General features: G+C 62.9%; 7 protein-coding genes. 2 read left to right on the top strand and 5 right to left on the bottom strand.

Translation table 11 applies throughout. The features are described 5' to 3' along the window. Positions 1–2 precede the first annotated feature (2 nt). On the top strand, positions 3–2201 hold the full coding sequence (locus ASF84_RS08750; RefSeq protein ID WP_082481460.1) for an autotransporter outer membrane beta-barrel domain-containing protein: 2199 nt from the start codon (positions 3–5) through the stop codon (positions 2199–2201). Positions 2202–2316: 115 nt separating this feature from the next. Then, on the top strand, positions 2317–3792 hold the full coding sequence (locus ASF84_RS08755) for a hypothetical protein (RefSeq protein ID WP_056837284.1): 1476 nt from the start codon (positions 2317–2319) through the stop codon (positions 3790–3792). A 17-nt stretch (positions 3793–3809) separates the two neighbouring features. Here the strand turns inward: ASF84_RS08755 and ASF84_RS08760 are convergent, their stop codons facing one another. From ASF84_RS08760 to ASF84_RS08780, 5 genes are all read right to left on the bottom strand, one after another. Continuing rightward, positions 3810–4916: a fimbrial protein gene (locus ASF84_RS08760; protein WP_056837285.1), complete on the bottom strand. Its 1107-nt coding sequence runs from the start codon at positions 4914–4916 to the stop codon at positions 3810–3812. 35 nt (positions 4917–4951) lie between these two features. After that, positions 4952–7465 carry a fimbria/pilus outer membrane usher protein gene (locus tag ASF84_RS08765; RefSeq protein ID WP_056837286.1) on the bottom strand — a complete coding sequence of 838 codons (2514 nt, stop codon included), beginning with the start codon at positions 7463–7465 and terminating at the stop codon, positions 4952–4954. A 35-nt stretch (positions 7466–7500) separates the two neighbouring features. Then, positions 7501–8253, bottom strand: a complete 753-nt coding sequence (locus ASF84_RS08770; protein WP_056837287.1) for a fimbrial biogenesis chaperone — start codon at positions 8251–8253, stop codon at positions 7501–7503. 70 nt (positions 8254–8323) lie between these two features. Next, the gene (locus ASF84_RS08775; protein ID WP_056837288.1) at positions 8324–8875 is read right to left on the bottom strand and encodes a fimbrial protein; all 552 of its coding nucleotides are present in this window, start codon (positions 8873–8875) and stop codon (positions 8324–8326) included. A 323-nt stretch (positions 8876–9198) separates the two neighbouring features. Next, a complete protein-coding gene (locus ASF84_RS08780; RefSeq protein WP_056837289.1) occupies positions 9199–14274 on the bottom strand; it encodes an RHS repeat domain-containing protein in 5076 nt (1691 codons plus the stop codon). Positions 14275–14390: the final 116 nt, after the last annotated feature.

Raw genomic sequence — 14390 nt, forward strand, 5'->3', positions numbered from 1 at the left:
ATATGGCAGTAAGTATCGAATGTTCGTTGAAGCCTCTAGCGTGTTACATCAAATTAACAGTCATGGTGCCCTTGGTGCTGTATGGCACCTCTGTTGCCGCCCGGCCTGTCAATGGTCCTGAAACCATCACTGTATCCAACCCCCTGGAAAGTTATCAGATCGGCAGCCTCGGGCATCTGACGGGCAATGCGGCTTCGACACTGGACATCACCACACAGACCGGTGCCCGGCTGACCTTGAACGCCACCACGGTGACCGCTACGGGTAACCGCGCCGCCGTTCAGTTGCTGGGTGCCGAGGCGTGGATCAATGGCGGCACCCTCACCAGTGAAACCGACGCTCTGGTGCTGGGGCATGAGGCCGACCGCCAGGTCGGCTCCAGGGCCACAGTGATCGGCGCGACCCTCTCTGGTGCCAATCGCGGCGCTCTGGTCAGCACCTTGAGCGATCTGCACCTTGAAGGCGCCACGCTTATCGGCAGTGGTGCTTCAGGGCGCGGGCTTGAGGTGATCGGTAATGGGCGTGCCACAGCGTACGGCAGTACCATCAGCGGGCAAATGAACGGTATTCGTCTGCTCGCCGACTCAGTTGGAGCCAAAGGCGATCTGACCCTGGACAGCACCCATGTCAAGGGAGTCGATGGCGCGGCCATCGCTGTGGGGATGCCGGGCCTTGCCGGCCAGGCGACCATCAAGGTCGGCAATGGCTCTACGCTGGTGGGCGGCAATGGCCGGCTCATGGAAGTCGCCACCGGCTCCACGGCTGACCTGACGGTGGACAACAGCCAGTTGACCGGCGATGTCGTTGTCGAGCAAGGCGGCGCTGCCAGCCTGACCCTGCAGAACCAGGCCAGCCTGACCGGGCGCCTGGAAAACGTCGCACAACTGGCCGTCAACAGCCAGGCACGCTGGAACATGGTGGGCGATGGACAGGTTGCCAACCTGGCGATGGACGGTGGCTCGATCAGGTTCGGCGAGGCGGCAGACTACTACCGCTTGTCGGTAGACAAGCTGTCCGGCAACGGGACTTTCGTCATGGATGTCGACTTTTCCCAGGCGCAGACCGACTTTCTCGACATCACCGGGCACGCGACCGGTGAGCACAGTGTGCTCATTGGCAGTACCGGCACCGATCCACTGGCCGATGCGCGTCTGCATGTGGTGCATGCCGGCGCTGGTGATGCCCGTTTCACCCTGGCCGGCGGGCCCGTGGACCTGGGCACCTGGTCCTATGACCTGATCAAGCAAGGTGAAAACGATTGGTTTCTCGATGCTTCCAGCCGTACGGTCAGCCCGGGTACCGCTTCGGTCATCGCCTTGTTCAACACAGCACCTACCGTCTGGTATGGCGAGATGAGCACGTTGCGCTCGCGCATGGGCGAGTTGCGCATGCACGGCGGCCAGCCGGGCGTGTGGATACGCGCCCACAGTAACCGGTTCGACCTGCAAGGTGCCGCCGGCGTCGGTTATCGCCAGAACCAGCATGGCGTGTCGCTGGGCATCGACACCGCATTGCCACTGGGCGACGGTCAGTGGCTGGCAGGCGTCATGGTCGGGCAGAGTACCTCCGACCTTGATCTGGACCGGGGTTCATCCGGCAAGGTCGACAGCTACTCCACCGGGGCCTACGCCACATGGCTCGACACCGATACAGGCTACTACTTCGATGGCGTGCTCAAGCTCAACCACTTGCGTAACAGCGCCAACGTCAACCTGAGCGACGGCACGCGTACCAAAGGCGATTATGCCAACTGGGGAGCGGGTGCCTCGGCCGAAGCCGGTCGGCATATCAAGCTGGATCAGGACTGGTTCGTCGAGCCTTATGCGCAGTTGGCGGCGGTCGTCTTCCAGGGCAAGGATTACACCCTCGACAACGGCATGCGCGCCGAGGGCGAGCGTGCCCGCTCTCTGACAGGCAAGCTTGGCGCCACCGCCGGACGCGACTTCGACCTGGGCCAGGGCCGCACTCTGCAGCCCTATGGGCGAGCCGCACTGGCCCATGAGTTCGTGAAGCACAATCAGGTTGAAGTCAACGGCAACCGCTTCGACAACAACCTGTCCGGCTCACGTGCCGAGCTGGGCGTCGGTGTCGCTTTGGGGCTCTCTGAAGCCTTGCAGGTCCACGCCGACTTCGAGTACAGCAACGGCTCACGCCTCGAGCAACCCTGGGGCGCCAATCTGGGGGTCCGCTACGCCTGGTAGAGCCTGGCCACCCCGGCGTGTGTCAACCTGACATTTGTACCAGTAGTCAGCAGGGGGTGTGCCGGTCTACTGTCGATACATATCAGTAAACATTAACCGTCACGGAGGACGGGCGATGCCAATGTTTTCGTTGATCGACTGGATCTGCATGCGCTTGCGCGGCAGCGACGGACCGCTGCCGCTGCCGCAGGTCGACGGCCTGCTTGAAAATATTGACGGCGGTGAACCGAACCTGCTGCCCGTTGCGCTGTTGTCCAATCCGCTGCGCGTGGACATACCGATGTGGCAAAACTCCAATCCGACGCCCGAGCATCCGGAAACGCTGGAGCTGTTCTGGGATGACAGGCGGATCGACAGCAAGGTCTGGGAAAACCCCATCGATCCGGGTGAGCTGTTTTTCGAGGTGCCTGTGGCGAGCCTGAGCGACGGCAGTCATCTTCTGTGCTACGTCGTGACCGGCTGGAATGGTGGTAGCTCGCCTTCCGACCCCCTGACCCTGACCATCGATAAAATCCCTCCGGTTCTGAACAACGAAGGCCCGCTGATTTTCCCGCCTGAAATCACCAGCGGCGGTGTGACCCATTCCTGGCTCGTCGCCAACGATGAGCGGCTCAGCGCCCAATTGCCTGCCTATCAGACTGCCCGGCCCGGCGATGTGATCACCTGGTACTGGAGCAATTCAGTGACCGGCCGTGAACGTGTAGACGAACGCACTCTGAGCCAGGCCGATCTTGATCAACCCATCATGATCGACTTCGACGGGTCAATCATCCGCCAGCGCGGTAACGGCCAGCGCTTTGTCACGTATATCATCAAGGACCGGGCCGGTAACACCGCGCCGGCGGCTCGTGCAGTGGAACTCAAGGTCGAGGCCAACCGGCCACCCCGGCAGTTGCCTGCACCCAAGATCAAGGATGCCAGCGGCAGCGGCAGCAACTGGACCCTGGACCCGTTCAAGGCCATCAACGGTGCCACCGTCATCATTCCCGAGGAGGCAATCCTTTATGACGACGATGAGGTGTACTTGCAATGGGCCGAGCCGGGCAGCGAGTGGTCCTTTCGCACCGACGAGCCGACCTCTCCCGGGAGCCGGCAATACCTTGTGCCCAAGGATAAGCTGGCAGCGCAGATCGGCAAGACGGATGTGCCGGTGTACTACGAGGTATTCGAAGTGCAGGTGCCTGAGTCGCATGAGTCGACAAGGAGCAAGCTGAGAGTCAACGATCTGACCGGTTTGCCCGCATTGCAGTGCGATTGCCTGACCAGCCAGCAGATCAGCCTGGCAAGAGTGCACGATAACGGCAACAAGGCCAACTTCAGCCTGTCCCGCTGGCCGTTCATGGGCACCGGCCAGCTCGTCAGCGTGTCGGCGCACGGGGTCGACGCATCGGACGCTGCCCACGACGTGGTGATCCTGAAAGACCACCCCGTCGCGTCGGTCGTCGATGTACTGCCGACGGGCGATATATCGCTCGACCAGCTTGATGACTTCAAGATCGGCGGATCAATGGAGTTCAAGGCCAAGGTCAGTTTCGATGGTGGGCAGACCTGGAAAAGCTTTGTTTCAGCCAACTGCACGCTGGTCAACTGACACGCTGCTCATGCCTGCTACTTATAGGTCAGGGTAAAGCTCAGTGCGCCCTTGGCCAGGCCAGGGCGCACGGCGTCGCTGGGCTCGGTCTGGTAGAAGCGGGCATTGAAATCCAGGGTCATGTTCCCGGAAGCAATAGGCATCAGGGGGACTTCGGTATTCAACTCCACCGGTGTACTGCCGTCGGCCTTGAGCACCTGGATGCCGACCCCTTGCGCGCTCGAATCGCTGGTCAGGCTGAACACGCCGCTGCCTGGCGGGCCGACCGGCTGCGAGCCGTTGATGCCGTCCAGCCGGATATGCGCCATGGCAAAATCGGCACTGTCCGGATCGGTTTCGCAGTTGCTCAAGGCAATCTTGAACGGCACCACCGGGGTGGTGAAGCCGGGACCGGTGAAATCAGTGGTGCTCCAGTCGCCCAGCCGCACCGGGTCAGCGCTGACCGGGTTGGCATTGACGCTGCATTGTGCCTGGACCACGGTCCCGGTGAGGCCCAGGTTGAAAATCCTGCCAAGGGTGGTGACATGGCCGCTGAACAGCTCGCTGCCGTCCAGTGAATGAGCACCGGCCGGAATCGACCCGGTCTTGACCAGGGTGAGATTGCTGATCAGGCCCGTGATGGCTATCGTCGAGAGCATTTGTATGGGGGTGCGTTCAGCCTGGTAGGGCACCACGGTATGCCCTTCGGTGGGCCAGAAGGAGTTCCGCGCGCCACCACGGAAAGGCGGGCCCAGCCTGATCCGTACACCCACCCCCGGAATATTGGTCTGCAGGATCTTGCCGGTGACATCTTCGCCGCCCACAGGGGGTAAAGTGCCTGGAAAGACCGGTGCCGTGGCCAGCGCCTGGAAGATCAGGTTTTGCACCGCATGCTCATCAGTCGTACAGTCGACCCTTGCAGCGCCTGGCGCCTGCTGGCTGTAGCGTTTGTCGATCGGCCCGATGGGCGTACCCGCCGGTGCGTCGCGTGGAACATAAAGCGTGCCCAGGTCCATGTTCAGAATCATCTGGCCGCTGCCCGAGTTCCAGTAGCAGCCGAATGACGGGCTCTGGTTTGCCCACAAGTATGGGCTGACCATGGCCAGGGCCAGCCCGGACAGCAGCGCGTGTCGAGTGCGTTTCATGCGTGGTTGGCTCCTGGCCGAAGGTTGGAAAAGGTTCAGCGACATGTCACCTCCTGCAGGCGATAGCCCTCACGCTGCGGCATGCCGGCCGGGTCGATGGACAGACGGCACTGGGGCTGGGTGTCGGTGCCCCAGCGCACCTCCAGCACTTGCGGTTCTTCCCCGGTGGCCAGCATCAGCTGACCGGCCTGGCTGACCATGCCCAGCGCCTGGCCCTTGCTGTCGCTGACCTGTGCGCCGAAAGGCAGGGGCACTCCGTCCGGGCGGCGCACGGTGAGCACCAGGCGGGTGACCTTGCGGGCATCGAACCGGGCCTTGACCACCGCGCCGCGGCTGGGGACCACCTGGCTAATGCCATTGTCGATCTCTACCTCCGGGCCCAGTTCGCCCGTATCGAGCACCAATGGATTGACGCGATAGGGGCGCAGGTGTGAAACCAGTGCGTAGCCCCGTGCGTCGGTGCGCGTGCCGATGGCGTTTTCCACGCCAGCACCGCCGATGCCCGGCACCTGCACCAGGGCATTGGTTTCGCCAAGGCTGGCACCCAGCGCCAGGCCGTCGGCATGCAGCAGCACTGCACCGCTGGCGTTGAGCGACAGGCTGCGGTGCTCGCTGCCCTGGGTCAGACCAGCCCCGAAGCTGGCATGAGGGCCTTGATAACCCATCGACAGCGAGGCTGCCTGGGTGCGGTTGAGTTCGTTGCTGACGCCGACGCGGTAGCTCAGGCGGTTCTCGTCCAGGCTGCCGCCCAGGCTGGCTCGCTGGCTGTAACGCTCGCCGTTATTGAACAGATCGAAGGTGGCGTTGCTCGAATGCCCCCAGTCCAGCGGCATGGAAATGCTCAGGCCGAACTGGCGGTCGGTACCGCGCTTGTCGCTCAGCGACTGCGAGGCATAGAAGTTATAGGTCACCTTGTCGCGCCGGGTGCTGAAGTTGAGCTGGTACTGGCGCTGGTGGTAGTCGCTGCGCCAATAGTCCTGGTTGGACAGCGTCAGGTTCAGGCTGCTGTTGCTCCCCAGGCGCTGATGCACCGAAGCTTCCAGGCGGCTGCGTCGACTGCCTTGAAACCGGGTCGAATGGTCGCGTTGCTGCACGGCTTCATCGAAGTCTCGGTAGCCTTCGGTGGAGTAGCGGTAACCGGCAAAGCGCAGCGTGGTATGGCTGGTGAACGCCTTGCCGTATTTCACGGCATAGCTCAGGCCTTGAGGGGCAGCGTCCTGGCCAGACCCGAGGGTGGCCTCGGAACGGGTGACGTCCAGCGCCAGTGCGCCGACGCTGCCCAGGTCGCGAGCCAGTCCCAGACTGGTGGCGCGGTAGAAATCACTCGCCAGAACCCCGCCATACAGGGTCGAGTTCCAGCCCAGGCCCCAGGCCCCGGTGGCTTGCCAGAACAGCGGCTCGGTGGTTTCAGTCGCGCCGTTGTAACGTCCCAGCGCGGCGCTGTATTGCCAGACACCTTCGCGCAACAGGTTGCTGATCGTCGAGTAGGGCTGGCTGAAACGGCGCACCTGGCCGTCTTCTTCGGTCAGGACGATTTCCAGTTCGCCACTGCCGACGGTGGTCAGGTCGTCGATCTCGTAGGGGCCGGCGCTGACATAGGTCGAATAGATCGGATAACCGTTCTGCAGCACTTCCAGTTTGGCACGGCTCAGCGCCACGCCGCGGATGATCGGTGCATAGCCCTGCAGGTTGTCGTCGAGCATCTCGCGATCCGATCGCACCTGCAGGCCCTTGATCGGCAGGCTGCGGAACACGTCGCCGCCGGTGAAGGTCTCGCCCAGGGTCATGGCGGCGCGAGTGCCTGGCAGGTCGCGCTGGACATAGGTATAAGCCCTTGTCCAGGTGCGTTCGCCATGCTCGTCGTGTTGCAGCGAATGGTTGCTGCGCAAGCGCCAGGCGCCCAGGTTGATGCCGGAGTTGAGGTACAGGTCATCGCTGCTGCGGTTGCCGCCACGACGGTGGGTGCTTTGCATGGCCGAGGCCTGATAGTTGATAAAGGCCGCATTGATGCCATTGTCCCACTGTGCAGGATCGACCTGCCGGGCACTGTGGCGGCGCATATGGATTTGCGGAATGGAAATTGCCAAAGCCAGGGTGCCGGCATCGAAGTCCAGGCGCGCCTCGGGAACGACATCGAGCAGTGGCAGGCAGGCGGTCGCCTCCGAGAGGGGCTCGGTCAGGCTCTGCAGGCGCAGGCCCATCTGTTCCAGCAGCGCCGGGCTCAGGCAGGGCAGCAGGCGGGCGCTGTCGGCGTGTTGTTCGAAGCTCAGTTCATGCTCGCCGAAGTACTGGCGATTGACGTGGACCTGCACCCAGTACTTGCCGGGCACCAGGTCCTGGCCACGGCCCAGGGCCATGAGCGCCTGCAGCCCGGCATCGGCGGCATGGGCCTGGCCCTGACGCATGAAGCCGCTATTGAACTCGATATCCTGGGTCGCCAGCGCCAGCCTGGCGTCAAGCAGCAAGGTGCTCCCGCCCAGGCACAGCAGATGAACCAGGCGTGGGCGCACGCGAAAGCGCCCAGGCCCGCGTCCGGGGAAAAGCATCATGGTGTGTTCCTGAAAAAGACGAGACCGCCGGGCGGTCAGGGACTGACGCGGATGGGCAGGGTTACCGGCAGGCTGCTGCCACCGTAGTCATTGATGGCGGTGTACACGACCGCAAGGCCGGTGCCGGGCCGGGTTGCACTGAGCCGATAGCGGCGCGTGGCCAGGGGTTCAAGCATGTCGGCAGCCTTGAGCTGCTCGGTCTTGCCGTGGCCCTGGACTTCCAGGCGTGCGAACGACACATGAAACGGACTGGGGTTGTGCGCCACCAGGTGGACCTGGCCGTTGACCTGCTCGATCGACCATTGCAGGTCGGGAAGGCGCGCCATGGGGCTGTCCTTGAGCGAGGCGGGGCGGTAGAACAGCTTGATGCGGGTACGCAAGGCAATATTGAGCACATTGCCGTCATCGGCGGCCTGGGGAATCTCCTGCACATTGAAGTAGAACAGCGACTCGCGGTCGTGGGGCAGGTCGTTGGGCAGGCCGTTGATCTGCACCTGCTGCTCCTTGCCGGGGTCAAGGCGAAACAGGGGCGGCGTGGCAATCAGGGGCACAGCGCTGCTGTCGTCGTCGGCGGCCGTGTTGACCCAGGTCTGTACGGCGAACGGGCGGTCACTGGGGTTGCTGACAACCAGTGCAACACTGCGTTTGTCACTGGCAAGCACTACGCGTGTGGCACTGATGGACAGCGCCGCGTGGCTGGCGCGCAGGTCGGCGATCAGCACGGCGCAGGCCAGGCACAGGGCTGCGATCCACCGGGCGCCATGAGGCTTTGTTGGCAAGGCGAACATCGAAAGGTTTCCTGCGTGCCGCTGTACGCCAGGCCATCAGGCTCGACGTACAGCGGCTGTGGGTGATGGATCAGTTGATGGCAACCACGAATTGCACGTCAGCCGAAGCGACACCCGCGCTGACAGTGGCTTCGACCGAACGGTAGTACGCGTTGAAGGCCATGTCGGTGGTGCCGTTCTCGATCAGGTCGTAGGCGGCCGATTCGTCACCAGGGGCGATGGAGACGCCGGTCTTGTCCTTGATGACAATCGCAACGCCCTTGGCGCCATCGGCCGTCGGGGTCACGCCGAAGTAGTTGCCGGTGGTGTCCGGGGTGCCGTTGAAGGTCACCCGGGCCACGTCGTCAGTGCCGGTCAGGCCACAACTGCCGTCGTCCTTGATGCGCAGGGCAAAGCGCTTGCCGCTGTATTCCTGGCCGATGCCGGTGAAGCGCGAGGCCTCGACCGAACCCATCTTTACCAGGTTGCCGACCGAACCATCGCCGGGGTTGACGACTTCGATAGGGCAGGTGGTGCTGGTGATCTGACCTTCGAAGTTGATGGTGCCAGTGGTGGCGAAGGCCGAAGTACCGGCCGCAGTAATCGCCAGCCCCAGGGCCAGGGCAGAGAAATGCTTGATCACGAGTAATCCTTGTAAATGCGTAATTAGTTGATTGTCAGCAATGGATGTAACTAATTATGTTAGTTGGAAGTTGTTTATGTGCTACGTCATGACGGGGCAGGATTCTAGAGGGCACTGGAGCATTGTGATACGCGCAAAAGAGGGGAGAGTGGCAGCAGGTTCTGTAGGATTTTTCCTATATGTAATAGCGACATTATTACAGGTGTTTTTGATCGTAAATTTTAACCAGGCAGGTCACCTGAGTATCCCTATGGCGTTGATACTCAGGTGATCTTGACCCGTTGTCGGCAATGCCGGGTTGCAGGTGTTTGGCCCTGACTTGATTAAAACCGTTTTTCTGCCCAGCCCCTGTAAGCATTAAAGTCGGGCCCACGAACGGTCTGGTTGGGTACCGCCTCTGCCGGATTTTCTGGAATGGCTGGATGTGCGGAGCCTGTCGAACCTGCAGCGCTTTCGGCTACTGATGACCTGCGACTTACCGGCAGGGAGTTAGGAAGCTCATCGGAGATTGATGAGGCGCTGGTTCGACGAGCAGGTGCATCAGGCAGATATATAGGTCTTTGACGGAGCGCATTAGCTGGTTTAGGCCTGAGGCTTTGCAGAACAGGTCCTGTGGACAGTAATGAAGAAGTGCTGCTGGTACCGTGCTTGGCTGCCCGGACTGCCGCACGGCTCGCTGTGATACCCCCCATGACATCCATAGGCATCAGCGCTAAGTCGACATATTCTGCAAGTCTTACCCACGCTGCATGGCTGCCCAGCGTTCTGGCGATTGTCGTGGTGGCGGTCAAGGCAGTAGAGGTACTTGAAATACTGGCATTTATGATCGCCGCCGTGGACCCTACCGTTGCCGCTGTACCGGCCCCGGCAGCAACGCCGGCGCCCACGCCTGCTGCGTTTGCAGCGGCGGCGATGCTGGCGGCAGTCATGGTGCCTGCCGTTGCTCCCGCTACCGAACCTGCTGTAGCCGCTGCACTGGCACCCACTGCCGAGGTGGTGCCGGCAATCGAGGCCGCTGTCGCCGGAAAGGCTGCACCCAGTGTCACGACCGTGGCGGCCACCGATAATGCGATGGTCACGGCACCAATGGCCGCGATCAGCCAGGGAAAGCCGCCTGAGCCTCTCGACTCTTCCGGCCCCACGTCATCGTGGCGGATGCGCGTACGGCTACTGGTGCTCGAAGCGAAGTGGCCTGTGGGGTCGTGCAGGGCGATGGGGTTGCCCAGGCAGTAGGTGTAGGGGTTCAGGCCGCCGCTGCCAAACGGGCTCAGGCTGTCGGGGCTGTGAAAGCGCATCAGTGCCGGGTCGTAGGCCCGGTAGCCCTTGCCCAGCAGGTACCAGCCCGTGGCGCTGTCGAGCATCTCGCCGTTGTAGCCGCTCAGGCTCAGCAGCGGCTCGTCGCTGTGTCGCTGGCCGTAGGCGCTGTACACCGCGCGGCGCTCATCACCCTGTTGATATTCGGCGCGCAGGTTGCCGTTGGCATCGGTCAGCGCCAGCAGGGTCTGGTCCGGGTCGTGGCTCTGCTGCTGCCCCAGCACGCCCTGGGGGCCGTGCAGCCATTGGCTGGCAATGCCTTGCCTGACCGCACAACTGAGGGCGTCATCCTGATAGAAGCGCAGCGTTGGCGCCTCGGCGCCCTGGGTGGCATTGACCAGATGATTGTGGCCATCGTAGCCATAAGCGGCCACTGCCTGCCCGTCCGGGTGTTCGACTGCTGTTAACCGGCCTTGCAGGTCATAGTGCAGTTGGCGGCCCAGCCGGTCATTGAGCTGGTTGCCGTCGGCATCGTAGCGGAAGGTCGGGTAGCCAGATGCCCGCGCCGGCGTGTACCTGATCTCGTTCAACTGGCAGGGCACGACAGCGTCGTACACGTACTGGGCGAGTTCAACGGCCGGCGTGCTGCCCGGTGTAAAGTTGGTGCGCACCGTCTTGAGATTGTCCAGGGCATCGAAGGTGAATATCTGCTGGGTATAGGCCCGGCCCAGGTCATCCCGGGGCAATTGCTCACCGGTGCAGGTGTGGCTACCCAGGCGCCCGCGTGAATCGTATTCGAATGTTTCGTCCAGCACGGTGAGGGTGTCCTGACGCCAGCAGCGGCTGAGCAACAGGCCGTCCGCCTGCCAGCGCTGCTCCACGGTTTGCCGGGGTTGCCCGGTCATGTCCACGGTCCGGCAGGTCTCGCGGCCGTGCGCGTCATAGGCCTGCTCCAGTACCAGGACCGTACCGGCCGCCAGATCGCGGGTGGTGGTGCGCAGGATTTGCCCCAGGGTGTTGTATTCCAGCGTGGTGCGCAGGTTACCTTGCTCGAGGTGTTCAAGCCGGCCTAGCCGGTCGTATTCATGATGGGTTTCCAGGCCTGAGCCGGCCCCCTGGATGAGTTCGGTGCGGCGCAGTGGCCGGCCCTGCAGCGAGGTCACAAACGAACTCGACCAGCGCGTGCCGTTGCTGTCGACCCAGTGCTCACCGGTCAACTGGTTGTCGAGGTTGTAGTCGTATTCGCGCTGACCTAGCTCGTTGCCGACATGGGTGAGGCGTGCACTGACCGGGTCATAGGTGAATCCGGCCTGCAGGGCGTCGTCTTCGCGCCGGGCATGGATGAGCGTCGGCTCGTCGGTCAGCTGCAGGTTGTATTCATAGTCCAGGGTGGCGCCGCCCGCGGTGAGGCGTTGACAGGCCTGGCGCCGGCCGGGTTCGTAGAAATACTGGTCTGTGCGCGGCCCTACGCTGGACTCGGTCAGGCGTTGCAGGGCGTCGAAACGCTGCGTGCCGACCGTGACGAAGGTTCCGGAAGCATCGCCGACCAGCACTTCGGTGGGGAGATCTGCGGTGCTATGGGCGGCGTAGCGGCGTTGCACCCGGGTGTTGTCAGGCAGCTGCGTCTCGATCAGGCGCGACCACGGGTCGTACTCGAAACGCGTCATGCGGTTCAGTTCGTCATGCTGCTCGACACAGCGCCCCAGCCCGTCATAGATGAAGTGCCGGGCACTGGTTTCACGGCCATCGGCGGCCAGGCTGCGGATGCGGTCCGGCTTGCCGAACAGGTTCAGCCAGGTTTCGCTCAGCTCGCTGACCAGGCCGTTTTCCCCCGGGCCCTGCAACCAGCTGCGCTGCACCGGCACGCTCGATTCGGGGGTGCCGATCGGGTCGGTTTGCAGATAATGCCCGACGCCGTCCGGGCCGGTCTCACAGCAGCGCTCGCCCCACATGTCATAGTCGTAATGGCGGGTCAGCGCCAGGGGTTGGCCGTCGAGCCAGTCGTAGTCGGTCTGCTGGCTCAGATGACCCCAGGCATCATGGCTCGCCTGCATCAACAGATGCGTGGCCGCGGGGTTGGCGCTGTCGACGTGATCACGCTCTTCGAGAATGGCCCGGCCCAGGCCGTCGAGCAGGGTATGGGTCATGACCTGGCGGGCGTCCCACACGCGTTGCCCGGCCTGGTCGCCGGCCTGGGCGCAAAGCTGGTAGGTGTAGGTGCGCCGGGCCTGGTAAGCGGTTTGCGCGGCGACCACTTCCTCGACCAACCGCCCCAGGCTGTCGTAGCGATACAGGTTCTGCACGTCGTCGATCTGCGTGCTGACCTCCTGGCCGGTCCATGACGAGTGCTGGCGGACCACGGTCCTGGCGCTGGTATCGAAATCGCTGCTGATGGTTTCGCTCGACTCGACCACCGGGATGCCGAGCAGCGGTTGCTCCAGCGTGCGCCAGAGGCTGTCGGTAAAGGTAGAAAACCCGTTGAGCGTCTCGGTGGTGCGGCTGATGCGCCCATGCTCGAAGGGGTTGCCTGGCGCATTGAGGTAGCTGAAGTGCGTGTAGTGCAGTTGCTGTTCGGTTTCATCATCAAGGTCGAGCTGCACCAGGGTTTCGCTCTCGCGGGTGACGAAGTCGGCCAGCCCGCTGCCTGCCAGGGCGGGCAGGGCCAGGTAGCGATAACGGCTGCACAGCACCGGTGCCGCCGTCGCGGCAGGCGCCGGGGTCACGGTCCTGGACTTCAAATGGCGCACGAACCCTTCAGGGTCCGGCGGGCAGCCGTCCTCGGCGCCGTCGGCCGGGTACCAGGTGCTGGTTTCCAGCACCCCATCGGGCTGGCGCTGGGTCAACAGGTTGCCATGCACGTCGAAGGTGGTTTCCACGGTCTCACTGCGTATGAGGGTCGGATCGTTGGCGAGGCGCCAGCGCGTGGTGACGGTGCGGGGGATCTGGCAGATGCTGGGCTGCTTGTCGTAGGCCACGTTTTGCAGCAGGTGATAGGTGGTTTCGGTGCTGTAGACGGCATTGCCCTGGATCGTGGTCTGCAAGGTCTGCAAGTGGAACTGATTGAACGTGCGCTCGATGCGCCGTACCGGCGCGCCTTCGATGTAAAGGCTCTCGACGCTCTGGTACGCATAGTCGCCGATGTATTTGTAGAGATTGTCCAGTCCGTCGTCGGCCCAGGTAATGTTCAGGCCGGCCCCGAGAAAGTTGGTGTTGCCATGTGACAGCTGATAGCGGTAGCGCACATCCACCGGCGCCTGGCCCGAGCCCGGATCGAGCACATGGCGGGTCACCCGTGGCAACGCAGTGCGCCCGCTGCCTGAAGGGAAAGCATGCCCGGCATCGCCGTTGTCGCCATAGGACACCGATTCATGGGCACCGGTCGGGGTCTGGACTTTGACGATACACAGGTGGTTACGGATCATCGCGTATTCGAAGCGCCAGGAGGCCTGGTTGTCAGTGGGCAATTCGATGCGCGCGACCCGGCGCGGGGTATCCCTGAGCACCATGACAAAGCGCGCCAGCGGCTCGTCGCTGGCGTAGGGCTGCACGAGCAGGGCCACTTGCGAAGACGTGTGTTCCACGCTCAGCAGGATGTTTCCGTCAGCGTCCTTGATGCTCTTGAGCATCGGGTGGCCGTCATGGGTGGTGTAGACGAGTTCGACCCAGTGCCCGGCCGGTGACTGGATCCTGGCGGGCACGTGCAAGCGGTTCTGGGTGCTGCCCTGCGGCTTGAGCCACTCAACCGTGCCGGATTTATGCACTACCCGGTAAGAGAACTCGGACGGGGTGTCCTTGAGATCATGCAGATGAAAACTGTCGAGTTTCTGTTCCTTCATCTGCAACCGGTCGCTGCTGCTACTGGTGCCGGTGACCTTGAAGGTTTCACCGGTGCTGAGCGCAATCACGTTATTGCGCGGGTTGTACTGCGTCAGCGCAAGCTCCCAGCCGGTGCCGAAGCCCAGGTCCTGATTGTTGAGCGGGTTGAAGGCCAGCGACAGCTTGACGTCCGGCCCGCGCAGATTGTTGGCGGCCATGTCGGGCAGGTTGATCGACACCGTGTACTGGCCGGTTCGCGGGTCGACGCCGTTGTCGACAAAACCCACGAAGTTGAGCGCATTGGAGTGGACGGAGTTTGACGTACTCATCGGGCTGCACCTTCCTTGGAACATAAGGGCCGAAGCCGGGGCTGGCGACCACCATACCTGTCTGGTATCGGCCTGAAACCTAGCGAATCTGTCAGTACCGGGTTGCCTGGACAGGG

Origin of the sequence: Pseudomonas sp. Leaf127 (assembly GCF_001423155.1) — a bacterium.
GTDB lineage: Bacteria > Pseudomonadota > Gammaproteobacteria > Pseudomonadales > Pseudomonadaceae > Aquipseudomonas > Aquipseudomonas ovata.

Excerpts from the sequence above, each read along its gene's own strand:
- ASF84_RS08750 (WP_082481460.1), top strand. The coding sequence starts at position 3 with ATGGCAGTAAGTATCGAATGTTCGTTGAAGCCTCTAGCGTGTTACATC.
- ASF84_RS08755 (WP_056837284.1), top strand. The coding sequence starts at position 2,317 with ATGCCAATGTTTTCGTTGATCGACTGGATCTGCATGCGCTTGCGCGGC.
- ASF84_RS08760 (WP_056837285.1), bottom strand. The coding sequence starts at position 4,916 with ATGAAACGCACTCGACACGCGCTGCTGTCCGGGCTGGCCCTGGCCATG.
- ASF84_RS08765 (WP_056837286.1), bottom strand. The coding sequence starts at position 7,465 with ATGATGCTTTTCCCCGGACGCGGGCCTGGGCGCTTTCGCGTGCGCCCA.
- ASF84_RS08770 (WP_056837287.1), bottom strand. The coding sequence starts at position 8,253 with ATGTTCGCCTTGCCAACAAAGCCTCATGGCGCCCGGTGGATCGCAGCC.
- ASF84_RS08780 (WP_056837289.1), bottom strand. The coding sequence starts at position 14,274 with ATGAGTACGTCAAACTCCGTCCACTCCAATGCGCTCAACTTCGTGGGT.